The 19,321-nt window shown below is 52.6% G+C and carries 18 protein-coding genes; 5 read left to right on the forward strand and 13 right to left on the reverse strand.

The genetic code is table 11. The features are described from left to right. Positions 1-49: 49 nt before the first annotated feature. The 9 genes from MKY58_RS24055 to MKY58_RS24095 all read right to left on the reverse strand — a co-directional run bounded on the left by MKY58_RS24055 (position 50) and on the right by MKY58_RS24095 (position 8,395). Positions 50-703, reverse strand: a complete 654-nt coding sequence (locus tag MKY58_RS24055) for a prolyl oligopeptidase family serine peptidase (RefSeq protein ID WP_339322416.1) — start codon at positions 701-703, stop codon at positions 50-52. A gap of 217 nt (positions 704-920) precedes the next feature. Continuing rightward, positions 921-2,663, reverse strand: a complete 1,743-nt coding sequence (locus MKY58_RS24060) for a methyl-accepting chemotaxis protein (protein WP_339322417.1) — start codon at positions 2,661-2,663, stop codon at positions 921-923. 193 nt (positions 2,664-2,856) lie between these two features. Continuing rightward, positions 2,857-3,399 (reverse strand): GNAT family N-acetyltransferase, encoded by a 543-nt coding sequence (locus tag MKY58_RS24065; protein ID WP_339322418.1) that lies wholly within the window; start codon positions 3,397-3,399, stop codon positions 2,857-2,859. Positions 3,400-3,518: 119 nt separating this feature from the next. Continuing rightward, positions 3,519-3,785 (reverse strand): CD3324 family protein, encoded by a 267-nt coding sequence (locus MKY58_RS24070; protein ID WP_339322419.1) that lies wholly within the window; start codon positions 3,783-3,785, stop codon positions 3,519-3,521. Positions 3,786-4,267: 482 nt separating this feature from the next. Further along, complete coding sequence (locus MKY58_RS24075; RefSeq protein WP_339322420.1) at positions 4,268-4,657, reverse strand: DUF5684 domain-containing protein; 390 nt, start codon at positions 4,655-4,657, stop codon at positions 4,268-4,270. A 296-nt stretch (positions 4,658-4,953) separates the two neighbouring features. Next, positions 4,954-5,514, reverse strand: coding sequence for an NADPH-dependent FMN reductase (locus MKY58_RS24080; RefSeq protein ID WP_036715010.1), 561 nt, complete (start codon positions 5,512-5,514; stop codon positions 4,954-4,956). A gap of 52 nt (positions 5,515-5,566) precedes the next feature. Beyond that, complete coding sequence (locus tag MKY58_RS24085) at positions 5,567-5,998, reverse strand: MarR family transcriptional regulator (RefSeq protein ID WP_036715011.1); 432 nt, start codon at positions 5,996-5,998, stop codon at positions 5,567-5,569. Positions 5,999-6,327: 329 nt separating this feature from the next. Next, complete coding sequence (locus MKY58_RS24090) at positions 6,328-7,164, reverse strand: alpha/beta hydrolase (RefSeq protein WP_339322421.1); 837 nt, start codon at positions 7,162-7,164, stop codon at positions 6,328-6,330. Positions 7,165-7,615: 451 nt separating this feature from the next. Next, entirely contained in the window at positions 7,616-8,395 is a 780-nt protein-coding gene (locus MKY58_RS24095; RefSeq protein ID WP_339322422.1) for a DeoR/GlpR family DNA-binding transcription regulator, read from the reverse strand. A 303-nt stretch (positions 8,396-8,698) separates the two neighbouring features. On the opposite strand from MKY58_RS24095, the gene MKY58_RS24100 reads away from it, so the two are divergent. The 3 genes from MKY58_RS24100 to MKY58_RS24110 all read left to right on the forward strand — a co-directional run bounded on the left by MKY58_RS24100 (position 8,699) and on the right by MKY58_RS24110 (position 11,692). Next, positions 8,699-9,664, forward strand: coding sequence for a metallophosphoesterase family protein (locus MKY58_RS24100; protein WP_339322423.1), 966 nt, complete (start codon positions 8,699-8,701; stop codon positions 9,662-9,664). Positions 9,665-9,679: 15 nt separating this feature from the next. Beyond that, positions 9,680-10,531 carry a GRP family sugar transporter gene (locus tag MKY58_RS24105; RefSeq protein ID WP_339322424.1) on the forward strand — a complete coding sequence of 284 codons (852 nt, stop codon included), beginning with the start codon at positions 9,680-9,682 and terminating at the stop codon, positions 10,529-10,531. Positions 10,532-10,765: 234 nt separating this feature from the next. Continuing rightward, positions 10,766-11,692: a DUF4261 domain-containing protein gene (locus MKY58_RS24110; RefSeq protein WP_339322425.1), complete on the forward strand. Its 927-nt coding sequence runs from the start codon at positions 10,766-10,768 to the stop codon at positions 11,690-11,692. Positions 11,693-11,850: 158 nt separating this feature from the next. Here the strand turns inward: MKY58_RS24110 and MKY58_RS24115 are convergent, their stop codons facing one another. Both MKY58_RS24115 and MKY58_RS24120 read right to left on the reverse strand, forming a co-directional pair. Then, positions 11,851-13,209: an erythromycin esterase family protein gene (locus MKY58_RS24115; protein ID WP_339322426.1), complete on the reverse strand. Its 1,359-nt coding sequence runs from the start codon at positions 13,207-13,209 to the stop codon at positions 11,851-11,853. A 206-nt stretch (positions 13,210-13,415) separates the two neighbouring features. Beyond that, on the reverse strand, positions 13,416-14,435 hold the full coding sequence (locus MKY58_RS24120) for an aldo/keto reductase (protein ID WP_339322427.1): 1,020 nt from the start codon (positions 14,433-14,435) through the stop codon (positions 13,416-13,418). Between the two features lie 116 nt (positions 14,436-14,551). Here MKY58_RS24120 and sigZ point away from each other — a divergent pair, with 116 nt between their 5' ends. Beyond that, positions 14,552-15,187: an RNA polymerase sigma factor SigZ gene (sigZ, locus tag MKY58_RS24125; protein WP_339322428.1), complete on the forward strand. Its 636-nt coding sequence runs from the start codon at positions 14,552-14,554 to the stop codon at positions 15,185-15,187. 143 nt (positions 15,188-15,330) lie between these two features. Then, positions 15,331-17,316 carry a copper amine oxidase N-terminal domain-containing protein gene (locus MKY58_RS24130; protein ID WP_339322429.1) on the forward strand — a complete coding sequence of 662 codons (1,986 nt, stop codon included), beginning with the start codon at positions 15,331-15,333 and terminating at the stop codon, positions 17,314-17,316. On the opposite strand, the gene MKY58_RS24135 is transcribed toward MKY58_RS24130, so the two are convergent. Both MKY58_RS24135 and MKY58_RS24140 read right to left on the reverse strand, forming a co-directional pair. Continuing rightward, complete coding sequence (locus tag MKY58_RS24135) at positions 17,309-17,614, reverse strand: hypothetical protein (protein ID WP_339322430.1); 306 nt, start codon at positions 17,612-17,614, stop codon at positions 17,309-17,311. The genes MKY58_RS24130 and MKY58_RS24135 overlap by 8 nt on opposite strands. A gap of 696 nt (positions 17,615-18,310) precedes the next feature. Further along, the gene (locus MKY58_RS24140) at positions 18,311-19,309 is read right to left on the reverse strand and encodes an aminoglycoside phosphotransferase family protein (RefSeq protein ID WP_339322431.1); all 999 of its coding nucleotides are present in this window, start codon (positions 19,307-19,309) and stop codon (positions 18,311-18,313) included. Between the last annotated feature and the right edge of the window lie 12 nt (positions 19,310-19,321).

The following is a 19,321-nucleotide window of genomic DNA, read 5'->3' on the forward strand; positions in this document are numbered from 1 at the left end:
AACGAGCCCAAACGTGCCGAGAGGCATGAATCAGGGCCCGGTCCTTATATTACCGCGAATGCTTCAAAAACCATTCATAAAGTTCGGGATTGTCGTAGGTTTTTGTCCATGAATCATGGTTGGCTTCCGGATACACGGTCAGTATCGGGCTGCCGCCGGCATTTTGAACCGCCTGGACCATGTTCTCCGATTCCGATAACAGCACCACGTCGTCTTTCGCCCCGTGGAAAGCCCAAATCGGCATGTCCGTCAGCCGGAACGCATCCATCCAGCTTCCGCCGCCGCAAATCGGAGCGGCCGCCGCAAAACGGTCTGGAAGATCCGCCGCCAGCAGCCAAGTGCCGTAACCGCCCATGCTTAACCCCGTTAAATATACGCGGGAGGCATCCGTGTTGTAAGCAGCCATCACTTCGTCCAGCGCGGCGATGACGGCATCCTTTTCCCGCGCCCAATCGGAATTTTCCGGGCATTGGGGGGAGATGGCGATAAACGGAAAGGACGGATCCTGTTCCGCAATGTGAGGAATGCCGTGGACTTTGACCTTCTCGATGTCGCTGCCGCGTTCTCCGGCGCCATGAAGAAACAGGATGACGGGCCACTTTCGGTCCGCGTTCGGATCATACTCTTGCGGTACATGCAGCAAATAGTTCAAGGTGACCTTCTTTGTGATTTCTTTTTCGATGTTGCAGGCTTGTTGGCTCACTTTGGTTCCCCGCTTTCAATGCCAAGATTCGGACCCCTTGTCGGGTCCGGGCAAACTCAAATCGGTCTCTTCCAAGATAATGATACGCCAATCACCGGCCGATCTCCTGCTTTTACCGTCTTATGGCGGAAACGTCAAATGTTACGCTCCGGCCGCAGCCGCCGCTGCACTCGAACAGCAAAAAGGAACCTCCCGAAAGAGGACCCTTTTCCCATCGTTATTTCAATTTAAATACGCGAACCTCTTTTTCCAGATCATCCGCCATGCCCTGCAGCATCGCGGCCGAACCTGCGATTTCCTGCATCGAGGCCATCTGCTCCTCTGACGAAGCGGCCACGCTTTGCGAATGACCCGAGGCGTTTTTCCCGATCCGGGCCAGCTCTTCAAGCGATGCGGCCACCTGCTCGCTGCCCGCGGACATTTCCTGGGCGGAAGCGGACACCTCGTGCACCTGCTCGGTGACGTTCTGCAGGGAAACGACGATCCCGCCAAACGCCTCTCCTGCTTTTTGCACCGACTGCGAGCCCTGCTCGACCTGACCGATGCTGGCATTCATGGCCGCGGAAGCCCGGCTGATATACGCGCTAATCTCGCTCAACATGCCGGAAATCTGCTCGGAAGACGATCCCGACAGCTCGGCGAGCTTCCGGACTTCCTGGGCGACGACCGCAAAGCCCTTGCCGTGTTCGCCGACTCTGGCTGCCTCGATCGAGGCGTTCAGCGCAAGCAGATTCGTCTGGCCGGCAATGTTCGAAATGATGGAGACGATCTCTTCGATTTCAAGGGAGCGCTGTTCCAATTCCTTCAGAATGGTCATCGTGTCCGCCACGGACGTTTTAATGCTTTGCATCTCGTCAACCGACTGCCGCACGACATGGTTGCCTGCCTCGGCATTTTGCGCGACCTCCTGGGCATGCTCGGACAGGCGCGAGGAGTATTCCGCAATGCGCTGAATGCCGACCGCCATCTCTTCCATCGCAATCTGGCTTTCGAGCGCGGACTGCATTTGCGTTTCGGAGCCTTGGGCAACCTCTTGAATCGCGCGGGTGATTTCCTCCGTCGCTTTGGAGGTCTGTTCGGCGCTTGCGGACAGCGCTTTGGACGACTGCGTGACCTTTTCGGACGTCTGCTGCACGTTTTCGATCAAATGGCGGATATTTCCGATCATCGTATTGAAATTGGCCGCCAGCACGCCGACCTCATCTTTGCTCTTAACGTTGGCCACGACGGTTAAGTCGCCTTCCGCCGCCTGAATGCTGAGCTTGGACAGCTGGGAGATCGGGCGCAGTATTGCCCTAACCATAAAGATCACGATTACGATGAACACAGCGGCAAGCGCCGTACCGATTACCGTCGTTTGGATCGTCCGGTCGCGCTCCATTTTCGCAATCACGTCATAATCGAAGTCGACGCCGAAGACGGCGACTCTCTTCCCGCTGGCATCTTTGATTTCGCTGATGATGCTGACCCATTCGCCCAACTCGTCGGTATAAACATCCGAAATCGCAAAGCCTTTTTTGTTCATTTCATCCAGGGTCTCTTTGAATTCCCCTTTGGCTTCATAGACGCTACCGGGCCGGACTCCCTTTTGATACATTTCGCTGTTGCCCAGAATAAGCGTCATTTTGCCGGTGTCTCCCGCTGCTTCCACGTCCGGCATATAAATGTAGCTGTTCGACACTTTTTCGTTGTTTTTCATGCTGTCCAGCTGCTTCTGCATCAGCAGGATGTGCTCGTCCTTCATCAACTCGTCGGAACCGAGAAGCGTTTTGGCTTTTTCAATGTACGGAATTTCCTCGGCGATCACGTTTTTCAACGTCCACTGAATATTGTTCAGGCCGGTCATTTGCTCGTCGCGGAGTCGAAAATTGTTTAATGTCGAAAGAATGCTTTCCATAAGAAAAAATAGTACCGACAGGACAATGATCGATTTGAACACGAGACTGCTTCTTCTTTTCATGTACACAACCCCACCTAATGTTTGAAGTTTCATTGCCGTCTTTCAGGGCGCGCCATTCTGTTCTCGATCGTCTCTACACAAAATTGCGTCGTCTGAGCAACCAGCACTGTGATGATTGTTATATCGTCATTTTGGTGGGCATATATGAAGGGCAATTTTTCCCAAATGGGCAAAAAGATCTAATTTTTTTTATTTATTTTCCTCTGCTGCGAAAACGGAAGGTCTTAACGCTGCCGTAATGCGGCAAAATCTCGTCCGTTTCGACAAAATTGCCAGAAGTGTACTTTCCCAGCGCCTTTCTCCAAAAATGCTGGGTATGAAGATTGCGTTCCCCCTCCGTCGTAAACAGCATCCATTGACCGGCAAAACGGTCGAACATGGCTGCCGCCGCCCGTTCTCCCACTCCCTGATTGCGAAACGGCCTCAGGATAAAAAATTCATTGAGCATGAATTCGCTGTCGTCCACCAGATAGGGAGGCGTGGCGACGAGCCCGAACCCGGCCGGCAAGCCGTCAACACGGATCAAAAACGGAAACAGGACGTGCTCCTTTTGCCACCAAATATCAAAAAGCGGCTGCTGCGACTGCAGCGTTCGATATTCATCGGTATCTTCAAAAACGCCGAACGCATTCGGCAGCTCCTGCCGGATTTCGGCCAAATCATGCATGTATAGCGGATATAGATTATAAATGATTCCTTTGTTTTCCGGAGCGCATAACTCCACGGTCACGTTCATCGCGGCCCCTCCTTTATGAAGCCCATTTTACGGGCGAAGGACGAAAAAAAATAGACCGAGAACACTGCAATTCGTTTTCGGCACAAAAAGACCCGCAGACAAGTCGGCGGGCCGTGACGTTACATTTTGGAATATACGATTTTTTTCACCGTGTCGTAGGCCAATCCGTATTCGGATGACAGCCGTTCAATGGATTCCCCTCCGGAGAACCGGGACTTCATTTCGGCGTTTCTCCTCCGCAAGGCTTCCCTGCTTCCGCTCCGTTCTCCCCACGCGGTGCGCGAATGTTTCAAGGTCGGGACGTACACCCAGCCGCCTTGGACATATTGCTGCAGTTCTTCCAGCAACCGTCGGGGAAAAACCGATTCGGCATTGATATATTTCACGTTGCCTCTGCTCCTTTTATATCCAAATTCGATATAAACAGCAAAGTCCCTATGACCTACGGCTTCTAGGCCTAATGCAAAAAAATGGGCGGTTTTGAACCGATGCCGCTCCGCTGCAAATCACCGCCGCCGTATCCTGCCATACGAACTTTGCGCGGAGCCTTCCCTGAAACTGTTCGCAAATGCCATGCTGTTTCCCTCCGGTTTCCCGATTTGATTTCAATATACTACATGATTCGAAAGGGAGCCAGTTTTTCAAACCGCCAAGCAGATGCCGCAGAACAGAAAAAACCGCCTCCATCGCTGGAAGCGGCCGTGAATACGGTGCATTCTTAACTCTTGTTCATCCGGGAGAAATCCGCTCAGAACCAAGGCTCTACCGGAATGAATCCGTCCGCGCTTCCGCTGCAGCGCGTGCATGTGCAGGGATTCATGTTCGGCCTCCCGCGGCCCTGTTCTTACTTCGTTTTTGTTGTATCCCCTTAGAAAGAAGCCGTTGGTCCGTTGTGCGCCGGAGGCGTGTTATTCAGATAATAAACGGTGCTGCTGGAGTAGCCCCAAACCATCCACAGGATCAAGTATACCGGCGCCAGGAAAATGGCGAACAGCACATAAGCCCCGTTTTTGCCGAAGGCGTTAAGCAGCTTGACCTGCCAGATGATCGCAAACACGACGTTCGCAATCGGCACCAGCAGGATCAAAACCCACCAAGCGCTTTGCTTGATCAGCTTCAATTGCAAGATGCTGTTTAAAATCGGAATGAACGCAAACCAGGCGATGTCGTCCCTTCCGGCCTTTTTCGCGAGCTGAAAGAATGCACCGCAAACGGCAAAATAAATTACCAAATAAATCAAGATCATAAAAGCTGCCATGTACTAAAAATACCCCCTAAATAAATATATAAAATTTCCAAGTTCAGGATTCTCCAAAATCCTTAGTTAAAAATGCACCTCTCCTAATTCGCGATTCTTTTTGAAAATCCTTCTAAAAAATCCTCAATTTCGACATAAAAATACTTCCCGGGACTGATGACTTTTTCTGCCTAACCTTTAATACCATATTTGAAAGCTCCGCTTTTATGCCCCAAAATTTGCGGAAACGTCAAAAAGACCCCCTGCGGTTTTGCCGCAGAGGGTCTTTTTCCTTATTTTTTTGAATCGCAAAACGATTATTTCGAAGCTGCGGCCGCAGCCTGCCGGTCGAACCACTTCACGAAATTGTTGATGACGGATTCGATGAAAATAACGGTCGCTTCGTCTTTGAGGTTTCCGTTATCGTCCATTTTCTCGTGCACGACGCCCACATACACTTCGTTGCCGGGGAGCAAAGGCGAGTTGACGCCCGGCGAAAACAAAATATCACGCAAATGCTGCTGCGCGCGAACCGTGCCGAGCAGCCCCATCGAAGCGCCCATGATGAAGGATGGTTTGCCGTTCAGAGCGCGGTCGCCGCGGGAAAGCCAGTCGATGACGTTTTTCAGCACGCCCGGGATGGAGTAGTTATATTCCGGAGTTACCCACAGAACCGCGTCGGCAGCGGCCACTTTTTGTCTCAGTTCTTGAACGGGAGCAGGCGGATCGTTTTCGATATCCTGGTCATAAAAAGGAATGTCGCGGAGGTTCAAAATTTCAACGTCCATTTGTTCCTTGAATGTGTTTTTTACATACTCTGCAAGCTTCCGGTTGTACGAGTCCTTGCGGATGCTGCCTACGAGCGCGATCACTTTCATGCTTCATTCCTCCAATTTGTGTGTGTTTAGTATGCTTCACAAGCCCGGGCCGCTATACCCGCCGCACGTTGTTGCGCACAATTCCGAGCAGCCGCCTGAGCTCCGAGGTTTCCTCTTCCGTCAACCCTTTGCTTAATATCTCCCGCGCCGCGATATGGATGGATTCGAGCGTTTGGCCAAGCTCCCTGCCTTGGTCCGTCAGGTAGACTTCAACCGATCTCCGGTCCTGGGAACCGCCGCTCCTGCGAATAAATCCTTTGTTTTCAAGACTGGCAATCATCCGGGCGATCCCGGATTTGTCCTTCCCAAGCTGTTCGGCGATTTGGTTCTGGGACAGCCCTTCCTCCTCCCGAAGAAGCGCAAGGACCAGATACTGTTCCGGCGCCAGCCGGTAAGGAGCCAGCTGTTTTTTTAAATATTGGGAGATTTCCAAATCCACGGTATGAATCAAAACCCCGATGTTGTCGAACACGTGGGAACCCACCGAATCACCTCATTAGTTGATATAGCAACAGTTGACTAATCAATTATCCTATGATTGGCCGGTCTTGTCAAATTCATCACGCAAAAATCCCCCTGCTACATTGTTCGCTCGCAAGGGGATTTTCATTCCGTTCTATTTGATCTGCCCGATCGGCAGGCTCACCTTGTAATTGCCGTATTCCAACTCCACCCGGACCATCAGGATGCCGTTGCCATCATGGCACCGGCGAAATCGGCAAACGGATGGGCCAGGTATCCGGATACGTGATTGGTTCTAATGATTTCTCCGAGAACGTTCGTCTAAGGTAAGGCCGTCTGCTAATGGTCCCGTTAACCGGACGTATGGTGAGCGATCGCCTGAATTATTGCGTCCCAATCGTCGGGGTGAAGCTCATGCCCGGCACCGGTAAGCGTCAGCAGCTTCGCATTCGGGATCGTTTCGGATAAATGTACCCCGTGGGCATACGGAATGATTGGATCGTCCGTGCCATGGATAATGAGCGCGGGCGCATCGATTTCCTGCGTTCTCTGCAGATACGTTTCCCCGCCGGTCACAAAAGCATGGTTCGACTTGCTTGCCGGGTTGACGGCACGTTTCACTTCCAATTCCGATAAAAACACTATTTTTTGTTCGTCGAGCACTCGGCCGGGACCGCTGAGCACCCTCCATCTTGCCAGGGAAAAAGCGGCGACCGCTTGCGCGTCGGACCAATCGACGTTTCCTTGCTCGGCGAAAAACCGCTCCACCTTCTCTTCCATCGGAGGCAGCCCCGGCGCGAAATTGGATGTCGCCAGCAGCGTCACGCTAAGCACCCGCTCCCGATGCCGCAGCGCAAGGATTTGCGTCAGCAGGCCGCCCATCGACATGCCGACGATGTGGGCTTTTTCGATGCCGTACGCATCCAGGACTCCCATCGCATCGTCTGCCAGATCCTCGAACGAATACCCGGGATTTCCCGGCTCATAGGTCACCGAGCGGCCCGTGTCCCGATTGTCGTAGCGGATGACGAACCTCCCTTGATCCGCCATGTTTCGGCAAAACGCATCCTCCCACCCAATCATCGATACGGTAGCTCCCATAATCAACAGCACGGCAGGGTCTTTCGGGTTTCCGAAGCTTTCCGTGCAAATATCGACGCCGCGCGTCTGTATCAACCGTTCCGTCATTTCATATTCCTCCGTTTCCGTATTTGAACGAAATAAAAAACACAGGCTTTCGCCTGTGTCGGTTCGCAGTCATCGGAAAACGGAATGAAACACGGGATCCGGGCACTTCCAAGGGCAAAAACAACATTGCCTGTTCATGCGCTAGAAGCACGCTCGGTATAAAGGACGTTAAACGCTCGGTTCCTCATTCCTTATACCCATAATAAACAGGATATTCGTTATAACCCATCCTTGCCCGTCGAAATAGAGCCGGTCGTCCAAGACCCGGCCTTTCGCATGTTGATCCTTTTCCGATGACTGCGCCAAAAAGCACAGACTTCAAGCATACACTTATTCGCTTAAAGTGAAACCGGAAAAAAAATCAACACACGTATCCCTCCGTCCGTTTGAATTGTCTCAAGCCTAACATAATCGCGGATGAAATACAATCATTTCCTGAAAATCCGTTTCCCTAGCTGCCGGTGCCGCTGATCAACACTTCGATATCGAGCTTGTTCAGCGCATCGATCCATTCCCGGGAGCAGCCGGGGTCCGTAACGATCATCGAAAATTGCTCGATCGGGGCAATTTGCGCAAAGGTCGTCACCCCGAATTTGGAGTGATCCGCCACCAAAATGGCTTCTTCGGTCCGCTGCATCATTTTGCGCGACAACAACGCTTCTTCCAAGTTATATTCGGTGATGCCGTCCGCCAGCGAAATGCCGCCGGCCGATATGAAAGCTTTATTCACTTTAAATTGATCCAGCAGCTGGTGGGCAATGGCCCCCGTCGACGCTTGGCAGCCCATGTTCACCTCGCCGCCGGCAAAAATGACTTTCCCTTGAAACCCGTCCAGCGCACAGGTCAATATCGTGACCGAGCTCGTAATGACGGTGACGTCGGCCCGGTCCTTCAGCTCCCGCATGATTTCGATCGTCGTCGTTCCGTTGTCGAGCAGGACGGTCTCCCCTTCTCCCACCAAAGAAGCCGCAAGCTTTCCGATCGCGCGTTTTTCGCTGCTGTGCATCTGGGATCTTTTAAGATACGTCGGCTCGATCCGTTCCGAACGGGTTTGAACCGCTCCCCCGTACACTTTCCGCAGCCGTCCTTCCTTTTCCAGCCGGTCCAGGTCGCGCCGGATCGTTTCGGTGGAAACGTTGAATATGCCGGCAAGCGCATGCACCTGAACTTTGCCTTTTGCGCCAAGCTCGGCAAGAATGGTTTCGCGCCGCTCCTCATAGGTTAGGGACATATCTGTTCCTCCTTACCTAAGCAATCCCAATTGCTTTTATGTGTTTTGTTGTTGTTTTCCTCAGTTTATTCGGTCCGCACGACCATTGTCAAACGACAAAGGCTCCTTGGTCCGGAAGGGCGAGGAAAAGTTCCTCGGTTCTTTCGGGCCACGCTTCTCCCTATTTTTATGGAAAATGCCGTACAATGAAAAAAAGAATTGACAACATTTTACGCCGGGCATACAATCAACACGAAAACAACAAATTTAAGCATGAAACAACAACAATACAATATGTATTTTTTACAAGGAGGAAACAAATCTATGAGCCGCCAATTATCCTTCCGGCCGGACGGAACCTTTACGATCGTTCAATTCACGGATCTTCATTGGAAAAACGGGGAACCCGAGGATCACCGGACCCGTGCCCTCATGGAGCTGACGTTGGACGCGGAAAAGCCGGATCTCGTCGTCTTTACCGGCGATGTCATCTATACCGGCCCCGTTTCTCCCGGATATACCGAATGCGAAAATCCGGAGCAGGCTTTCCGGGAAGCCGTCAGCGCCGTGGAAGAGCGGGGCATCCCGTGGGCCGTCGTTTTCGGCAATCATGACACTGAACAACGCATTACCCGGGAAGAGCTGATTCGGCTTGCCATGCAGCACAAGCATTCGGTCGCGGAGGCCGGTCCGAAAGAGATTGCCGGCGAAGGCAACTATACCGTCGAACTGCTGGATGCGCACGGAAAACCGGCGGCTAACCTTTATTTCCTCGATTCCGGCGATGTCTCCCCCCTGCCGCACGTTCCTTACTACAACTGGGTGAGACGGGACCAGATCAACTGGCTGGTACAGGAATCCCGGCGGCTGAATCCTGACGCAAAGGCAGGCAAAGTGCCCGCGCTCGCCTTCTTCCACATCCCGGTTCCGGAATACCAGGAAGTGTGGGACACGCAGACGTGTTACGGGCATAAATTCGAGCCGGTCTGCTGCGCTCCCGTCAATTCGGGATTGTTTACGGCTTTTCTTGAAATGGGCGACGTCATCGGAACGTTTTGCGGCCATGACCACGTCAACGATTATTACGGCACACTGCATGGCATTCGCCTTTGTTACGGACGGGCGAGCGGATACAACACCTACGGCAGGGAAGGTTTCCCGCGCGGCGCGCGCGTGATCCGCCTGACGGCCGGAGAATCGGATTTTGCCACGTGGCTCCGCCTGGACGACGGATCCGTCGTCGCCGAGCAGCCGGTTCATCATCCGGATCCGGAACAAATTAAAGCATAAGGGGTCTTATCATCCATGGTATTTTCGATTTTGCTCGTTCTCGCTTCCGGCATGGCCCATGCCGTGTGGAGCATGTTTACGAAACGGAGCCTGAACAAAGGCGTTTTCCTTTGGTCGATCATGATGATCCCCTCCGTCATTTTGCTCCCGGTTTTGGTCGCCGAGCTGTGGCGGAATCCGCTGACTTGGGGCGGTTACGGCCTGCTGCTGCTATCCGTTGCGCTGCAAGCCCTGTATTCCTGGCTGTTATCCAAAACCTACGAGCTCGGCGATTTGTCGCAAATCTATCCGATTATGCGGGGCACAAGCACGCTGCTGATTCCGATCATCGGCGTCCTTTTTCTCCATGAATCGCTTTCCGTGTACGGTTGGATCGGCATCGTCTGCATGCTCGGCGGCTTTTTCCTGCTCAGCGGACTCGGCGGCAAACGCGCCGAAGCCCAGCCGCACGGCTTAAAACCTTTTGCCCTCGCGCTTTGCGTCGGCTTGTGTACGACCAGCTACGTGTTCGTGGATAAATTAAACCTGGAGAACCTGTCCCCGCTGGCTTTATCCGAAGCGACCAATATCGGTTTCGTGCTCGGGCTGACGCCGCTTGTCCTGGCCTCCCGGCAGCTCCGGCAGGAATGGCGCAAGAACCGTTCCACGATTTTGCTCGGCGCTATTTTGAACCCCGGCTCGTACCTGCTTTTCCTGTTTGCGATGCAGCAGGCGCCGATGGCGCATATCAGTCCGCTGCGGGAAATCGGCACCGTCTTCGCGACCTTCCTCGGCATCCTCATTTTGAAGGAGCAGCAGGGACTAAAACGGATCGCCACGTCGATCGTCGTTTTTTGCGGCATTTTGCTGGTGGGCATGCTTGGGTGAACAAGAACAACCGCTTCCCTTGACGGGAGGCGGTTTATTCGTTTCATGGCCGAACATCGTTTACGCTATGGGCACATGGTACTATGGAACCGCCTTAAGGATACATAGTATGATAAGCTTATTGCTTGTCGCCTGATGTCATCTAACACGGTATTGGATATACCGGATGCAATTGGAAGGGCTGATCCGGGAACACCGATTCAAGCATGCCTTATGCTGAAGTTTAACGCAGGAATGGAGGAGAGAACACTGGACACTAAAGAAATGCTTCAACAAGAGCAAGACTTCGGGTTTGCGCGGGTGTATTCGGTTGAACTCATGTATAAGGAGCAGCCGAAGCTCGATCGGGATCTGCTTTATGCCAACATGGAACGGCATACCGGGAAATTGGACCGCCCGGAATCGGAAAAACAGGCGGGGCTGGCCGTATGGGAGGCCAATGAAACAGCCGAGAAGGAACACCTTCACTTTTTCCATTTGAACTACATGGTTCCCTATGCGGAAGGAGAAATGCCCGCCCAAACGAGCCTGATGGAGATCGAAAGCCGTCCGGCTGCCGATTACGCCGCGGCGATCCAGCAGGCCTGGCATTGGCATGAAGCGGAACCAACGGTGCAGGAATGCAAGCACTCGCTGCTGCTCGTCGACATGATGGCATCCGGCTTGGAGCCGAAATCCCGGCTTGAGCTGTTTACCGGAGCGCTGCGGGCGGTGCTCGAAACCGCTCCATGCGACGCGGTCTATTTCCGGGCAAGCGATAAGCTGGTCGAACCCCGCGCGTATCTGGCCTCCATTGAAGAGGGGGAAAGCTTGTACGGTGCGATGAACGTCCGTTTTTACAACGTGGAAGGTTCGGGAAGCGGGCGGCATGAAGCTTTGATGGATACCGTCGGGCTGGCGGCGCTCGGCATACCGGACGTGCAGTGCCATTTTTACGACCTGAACCCCGATGAAGTCGCCGGGATTTTGATGAACATCGGCTATTACCTGTTTAACCAGGGAGACGTCATCAGCGACGGGGAAACAATCGGGTTCACCGAGGACATGCGCTGGCGCTGCGAGCACCAATACGCGCTGGCCGCCCCGCACCGCGTCGTCATTGACCTGAATCCGGGCGAGCCGCATTACGCGGGAAGGCAAGGCGCGGCACCAACCGAATAAGGAAAAGCGCAGCAAACGATACACGAAAAACCAGTCCCCCATCCGTTCGGAATGGAGACTGGTTTTTGCTGTTCCTCTCGGCGAAGCATCCTGCTGCCGCCCTTTGCGTTTTTTGATGCGCAGCATTTTTTCGCACCTTGATTCGGGCATCGATCGGATTAATACTTCGTCGTCGGTTCCTTGACTTTATCGAAGACGATAATGCCGTCGTATTGCTCCTTCGGCACAAACCTCATCGCCATCGGTTCGATGATCTCGGACGTCATGCCGTCCTCCGCGGCATAGATGGGCTTGAACATCCAGGCATTGTTTTTGTTCGGCGTTTGGTGCTTGGATAAATCGGCGAAGGCGATCTTATACCCGCTTCCCATCATCAGCTGCTCCAAGCTTCCCTTCGGCATCGGCTTGATCTGGAAAATCTTCTGCGTCGTAATCGTGCTGGCCCTGCCGCTGTTCATGTACAGGCCGATGACGTATTCCTTGTCCTTCAGCTTTTTGTGAAGCAGCTCTCCCATGCTCGTAAAGCTGTTGATCCATTCCCCCTGCTCTTTGACGCTCATTTTCGACGTGTTTTTCGCAAGATGGTCGTTATGCGCCCACAAAATCACTTTTTTCCCGGGGTACATCACTTTCGTTAACCACTCGACGTTGTCCGCCATGATCCGGTCCCTGAATTCGTAGCTTTCTTTCGTGTCGTACAATCCCATTTCGATGAACTTGATGCGGTCTTCCAGCGTTTTGACGGCGACGTCGACGATTCGCGGATTTTTCGGATAGGCGGCCGCAAGCTGTGTTTTGTTCTCTTTGATGAACTGGATCAATGCCTTGTATTGGGGTTCGTACTGATCCTTTACCTTTTGGATTTCCTGCTTGGCTTTCGGGTTGTTGCCGTTATCGAGGTTATATTCGTTTATGACTTTATAATAATCGGTCATCGCCTGCAGCTCGAATTGGAAATAATCCCGGCCCCGCTGCGGGTCCACCTCGGCAATCCACTCCGCGATCCACTGCGTCAAATAGGCGGACGTGAACTGCATGTCGTAACCGGCAAGGTACAGCGGTTTTCCCTTGCTGCGCTGCTGTTTGATGTAATCGAACAACGCCACCGTTTCTTTGGAATGCCAGACCGGAAAAATCGAGCGCTCCATCATTTCTTTGGACGAAAGCGTCCCTGCGTTTTCATAGGTCATAAAAGAATCGCCAAGCCCCGACTCAAAGGCAATGACGTCAAAACCGAGCTCTTCGTGCAAATATTTGATCAGCCTCGTTTTCATGCTGCTGTATTCGGCGACCCGGTGAAAGTTCTCGCCCAGGCTGACGACGGTTTTATCCTTTAATATCGGCTTTAGAAAAGCCAAATCTTTATAGTCCTCCGAGGTCAGGGATTTGATCTCCCGAATGTTCGCCTTCGTTCCCGCACCATGGCCAGCTGCCGCGGACGCGCCAACCGGCGAAAGCGCCACGGCAACGGCCAGCCCCGCTGCGACCATGCCCGTCAATCGCTTGAATGTTTTCATTGTTTTCCTCCCTTACAATATTTTCGTTCGTTCACTCCATCATCGTAACGGGCGCTTCTAAAGAATTTATAAAGTCGGGTGGTGCGGGCGCTGTATTTTCAAACAAAAGTTACGGGAACGATCACATTGGCAAAACCTTATCGCGTCATCAATGGTATCGCAAATCAAAAAATTGCATGGCCTGCTTCCGATCAGCCTTTTATTCTTCATGGATGCTTCCGAATAATCGATTCATCCTCTTCCATAAACGGCCAAGTCAAATATTCGGCAGGCAGCTTGCTGACCTCGTCGAGGCGGGCCAATTCGTCCGGCGTCAACTCGATGTCGCTGGCCGCAAGATTGTCTTGAAGCTGATCCGGCCGCTTCGCGCCGACGATGACGCTGGTCACCGCAGGCTGATGGAGCACCCAGGCCAAAGCGATCCGGGCAACGGTGGATTCCCGCTCTTTCGCCATTTCCTCCAGCACGTCGATGATGCGATAGGATTTGTCCAGGTCAACCGGCGGAAACATCATTTTGGTATGCCGATCGTCTCCGCTCCCCTGGCGGCTGCGGGAGTATTTGCCCGACAGGAATCCGCCCGCGAGCGGACTCCAGACCAATAGCCCCATGTTCTGATCCTTCAGGACGGGAATGATTTCCCTTTCGATTTCCCGGCCGGCCAGCGAGTAGTACAATTGGCTGCTCTTGAATTCATGAAGGCCAAGCTGCCGGGAAATGCCGCGCGTTTTCATCGTTTCCCACCCCGTCATATTGGAAGCGCCGATGTAGCGCACTTTGCCGCTGCGCACCAAATCGTCCAAGGCCCGCAGCGTATCCTCCCAATCGGTCAACTGGTCCGGATTGTGGATTTGATACAGGTCGATATAATCGGTCCCGAGGCGTTTCAGGCTCTCCTCCACTTGGCGCATGATATGAAGGCGGGATAGGCCGATATCGTTCGGGCCGCTTCCCGTACGTCCCCTCACCTTGGTGGCGATAATCACGTCCTGGCGTTTTTTGCCGAGCGCTTTGCCGAGGATCTCTTCGGATCGCCCGCCGGCATAAATATTCGACGTATCAAAAAAATTGACGCCCGCTTCCAGCGCCTGCCCGACGAGCACGGAAGCCTCCTTTTCATCGAGCGAGCCGAAGACGCCCCATTGCTCCCCGCCGCCGAATGTCATGGCCCCCAGCCCGATCTCCGAAACCAAAACGCCCGTATTGCCAAGCAAGTTGTATTTCATCTTTATTCCCTCCAAAATTTGTTTTATATTGATGGAGACGGAGGCCAAAATCAAAAGACGCAAAAAATAAGCGATTCATACAAAAAAAATTTCCCGATGGATAAAGGGGTGAACATATGACCCATCGCATAGAAACCAAAAGCCCGGCCGGCACGGCAGAATCAATCACGCCGGAACTGCTGTGGGAACAATATCACGGCCCGATTTCCGGCTACGTCAAGCAAAAAACGAATCGACATCCGGATGCTGAAGATATTGTGCAAACGGTGTTTATGAAAGCCTATCGCCATTTGCCGCAGCTTCAGGACGAAACCAAACTCCGGGCTTGGCTGTTCCAAATTGCGCGCAACGCGATCGCGGACCATTTCCGCAAGGAAAAGCCGACCGACGAATTGCCTGACCATATGCCCGGTCCAGAGTTGGCAGCGCCCGAGGATTATTCGGAAGAAGCCATTGCCGGCATGAAGGGCGTATTATGTTATTTGCCCGATAAATACCGGGAAGCCGTGGAGTTATCCGAACTGAAGGGAATGTCCCAAAAGGAGCTCAGCGAGCGCCTCGGCCTTTCTTATTCGGGCGCCAAATCCAGAGTCCAACGCGGCAGGGACATGGTCCGGGAATTGATGAACAGCTGCTGCGAGATCCAAACCGACCGTTACGGCAATATCATCGACTATCGCGTCATCCTCCCCCAGCCCGTCGTTTCGGGACGGGTTCGAAAACAGCCGGGCCGTTGCTGCCGGCCGTCATGAACAAACCAGACTCGAGGTTATGCCGAAACACGCCGTAAAACGGCGTATTTTTTTACGTCTCCTTTGGAGGATAATTTTCCCATGGTGTCGAATGGAATAAGGATTTGTAAAACAAAATCGAACGCAAAAGAGGGGTTATGAACTTGAACTGGAAAAAGTCATTACTGGTCATGGCTTTAGGCGCCTTCGCGCTCGGCTTAAGCCCGGCCTTCGGGGCCCATGAAGCCTCTGCCGCCGGCGAAGAACAGCTTCAAATCAAAGACATCGCGGGCAAAAACACGTATTTGATGAGCGACGGGTCCATGTGGACGACCGTTATGCAGATTGAAGGAACGCGTGTCCTCCATACCAAAGGAAACATTGAAACCATTTCCGGGGATCTATACGACGGACTGGGAATCACGAAGGACGGGCGCCTGGTGGAATGGGACACGGGGCTGGCCCCCCATCCGGTGGAAGGCGCGGCGGGAGTCAAGCAGGTATCCGGCTCCTACTGGCTGAAGTCGGACGGAACGGTTTGGATCGGCAAAACGAAGCTGAAAAACCTCAGCGGCATCGTGCAAATCGCTTATGGGGAAAAAGATTTCGCGGCGCTGGCCCAAAACGGGGACCTATTATTCGAAGATTCGCGCAAGCAGGATACTTACAAAAAATTCGGTACCGTCGCCGATCCTTCCTCGGTCAAGTCCATGGCGGTGCACGACGACCGCGTCGCTCTGCTGTTCAACAGCGGCGAAGTCGTCCTGTACGAAGGCTCGAATTTTGACGACAACGGAAAAATCATTCCGGTCACCGTCGCGCAGGATGCGGTCCACATCACGTATGTATCTGCCGATCCCACCGACGTGCTTATCGTCACCCGGAAAGACGGATCCGTTTGGTTAACCGGGGAATATTCCAACCGCTGGAAACTTACGCATCAAGTTCAAGGCTTGAGCAATGTCGTAAAAACCGCGGTGGACGCCTATGCGGACAAGCTTTCCGAGGGCATTTACGCCCAACGCAGCGACGGAACATGGGTGTTCAGCAAGGATGATGAAATCAAACCGATCGATGTACCGACGGTCAAGGCGGTCTCCGTCTCGCTTTCCGACCGGGAGCCTTTCGTCGGCGATGCCGTCGAAGTCCATATCCAGGAAACGTATACGAACGGGGCCAAAATCAAAGTCCCGGTGAGCGAAGCCAAGCTCGAGATGGACAAGCCGTACCTGCTCAAGCAGCAGGCCGACGGCAAGCTCAAAACGGCGGGCGTGGGCCAAACGAAACTGACGGTGACATCGGGCGGCGTGTCCGCGAGCGTGACCGTATCCGCCAGTCTCCGCGATTCGTTGAAATTCGCCAAGCAGGTGAACGGCACCGTCTTCCTTCCGGTAAAGACCGTATCCAAAGCCTTGGGCGGAACCGCAACTCCTTCGGGCGACGGATGGAACGTGGCGTTCGGGGATGCTTCCCTGTCGTTCAAAGTCGGCAGTTTAGCAGCGCAATTCGGAGGCAAGGACGTCCAGCTTAAAGCCGCTCCGTTTACCGAAAAAGGAGAAACGTACATCCCCGCTTCCTTGTTGGCCGATACGCTGGGAGCGAAGGTAGGCTGGGACTCGAAGTGGAAACAGGCGGACATCAGCTTCGGCAGCGCCAAGATGACCGTCGTTTCAACGGAAACCGCGGGCCTGATCAAAAAAGCGATGCAGGGCAGCTTGGCCAAATTCATCGGAAAATCCTACTGGGTGAACGACTTCGAAGGCTGGGAGCGATTCTCGAAGGTGACCGTCGCCGACGTTCTTCCTACCGATACCGGAAGCTTCGTCATCGTCTTCAAAACGCCTGCGGGAAAAACGCTCAAAAGCGATTCCATGAGTTCTTCCGAAGTCATCAAGACGATGACCGATTCCAGTTACTTTTTGAATTACGATCCATACAAAAAATACAAATGGTCCGCCTCCGTCTGGAAGCAGATCAAAGCAGGAAACGTGGCGCTGGGCATGACCAAGGAGCAAGTTCTCCTTTCGTGGGGAGCGCCGATCGCCAAAGATATCCAAAAGGTACAAGGCAGCACCATTGAAACATGGGGTTATGCAAGCTACGATTTCGTTTCCTTCCTGAACGGAAAGGTAACCCTGATCATTATGTAATCCCAGACTTGGCTGCACAACCTGAATGCTTATGCACGAATAACCTCCAGGCTTTTTGCCTGGAGGTTTTTTTAGATTTGGAGGCCATGCCGGCCTCTTGTTCTCGTCTGGAGATAAGTATGCCAAAGAAAAGACCGAACAGAGCGGAGGCCATGCCAATATACCCTGAGGATTGCAGAAATTGCCCTGCCTGCATCAAATCGCTTAGAAAGTGATAATATCCGATAGGCAAATAAACCGTTAATAAAGCTATTGCAATCCATATCAATAACCCTCTTCGGTATTGTTTAAATTCCATGTTCATCATCGCAAATAAAGTCCGCATTATGAATCACCACTTGGTATGTCGTTATGTAATCAAATCGATCTGACCGAAAATTTTAGTGAAGAGGCTGCCAATGGGATGTTGACAGCCTCTTCACTATAAAAGTTAATAATTTTGTATATATCCCCAACCCGTTGGTGCATTTAATTCCGGGCTCAGTTCGACATAGTATAAATCGGTGTCGGAGTCATACCAATACTGGCGCTTTGGAGTGATGTTGTATTCGTTGTAAAATAAGATATGGAAGGGTCCGGCCAATAGGCTACAACTCTTTTTGCCGCAATTTTCATTCTTCCTCTCTGTACAGTAAGGTAGCCTCCATATTCCCCTTGGTCATTCCCATTAATATAACTACTTGAAGCTGTGGACGCACCGGTTTGTAACGTTGCATCTGCAAACTGATTAGAAGCGGCATGCGCTACTCCTCCCAAGAGGAGAGCACAAAAAGAAGTGGCTGCATATGACAGGTGATAGAATTCAAGTATAAAGAAACACCTTTTCGATATACACTGAAAAGAGCCTTTGCCGCGGCAACGGCAAAGACTCCAAGGACAAAAAGGCAGTAGAAACCCACGACGGGCAAAGTTAATCTACTAAGCAAAACACACCGAAGGTGAACTGCCCCTATACCATCTAACATATTGGGGGGGCAGTTCAAATGGGTGGATGTCAACCATAAAGCCTTACATATTCCGGGTACGCCCGAAGATGGATGTCCTTGGCTCGTCGCCGGGTTTCTTCCTTCACCTCCGGCATGCCTTCCGCTTCGACGTAATCGGCAAGGACGTCAATGACATCATCAAAAAGCTTTGCCCTAAAATAAAGCTCCATCCGCTCAAACGTATCCGCCCCCGCTTCGCGAATGATGCGCTCCTTCCAGATCGGCTTCTCTTTTTCCTGTCGATACAACGGCCATAAAAATACCGAATAGTCCATAGCTGCATCCCCTGTTACCGTCAGGTCGTCCCAGTCAATCATCCAGAAGCGATGCTGATCGTTTGACAAAATATTTTGCCAATTCAGGTCATTATGCACGACATCCGCCGCCTGGCGTTGGAAACAAGGCATCTGAAGCGCCATTTCCCTTAATGTCTCAATCTCAGCGCGAAACCAATCCAACGTGCGATCTTCGACAAAATCCAGCAGATGCCTCTCCGCGAGAATCCCTTCCAAGTCTTCCTCGAACCTTGTAATGTATTCCTCTGCAAATGCTTCGGCATAAGTAGGGGCGGCCTGCCCATCCGCGAGCATCGTTTGGAGCTGCTCATCCTGATGCAATTCCTTTAATGCCCGCAGCACCTTTCCGACGACCGGCAAAGGATCGGAAGCGGAGCTCAGCGGTTTTCCAGCAATGTATTCGAATGCCAAACCATAGCTGAATCCGGGCAAAACCGGTTCCGTCACCTCTTGGACAAGCCGGGGCGCATTGTAGTGTTCCGTCAGGTGTTCGCTGATTTTTGCCCATTGTTGAAGATGCGAGGTGCGATCCTCCCGGGCGAATTTGACATGCCTCCATGTTTCCCCATCGGATAACCGGTAGGACTGGTTGACGAATCCTCCGGGGTTCCAAATATATTTCGCCTCGATGGTCGACCCTTTCAGCCCAAGCCGATGCGAATGTTCCCTTGCCCATTCCCTAACCCGTTGTTCGGCTAATTGCAGATCCATTGGTTTTTTCCT

It is taken from the genome of Paenibacillus sp. FSL W8-0194 (assembly GCF_037969745.1).
GTDB lineage: Bacteria > Bacillota > Bacilli > Paenibacillales > Paenibacillaceae > Paenibacillus_AQ > Paenibacillus_AQ cookii.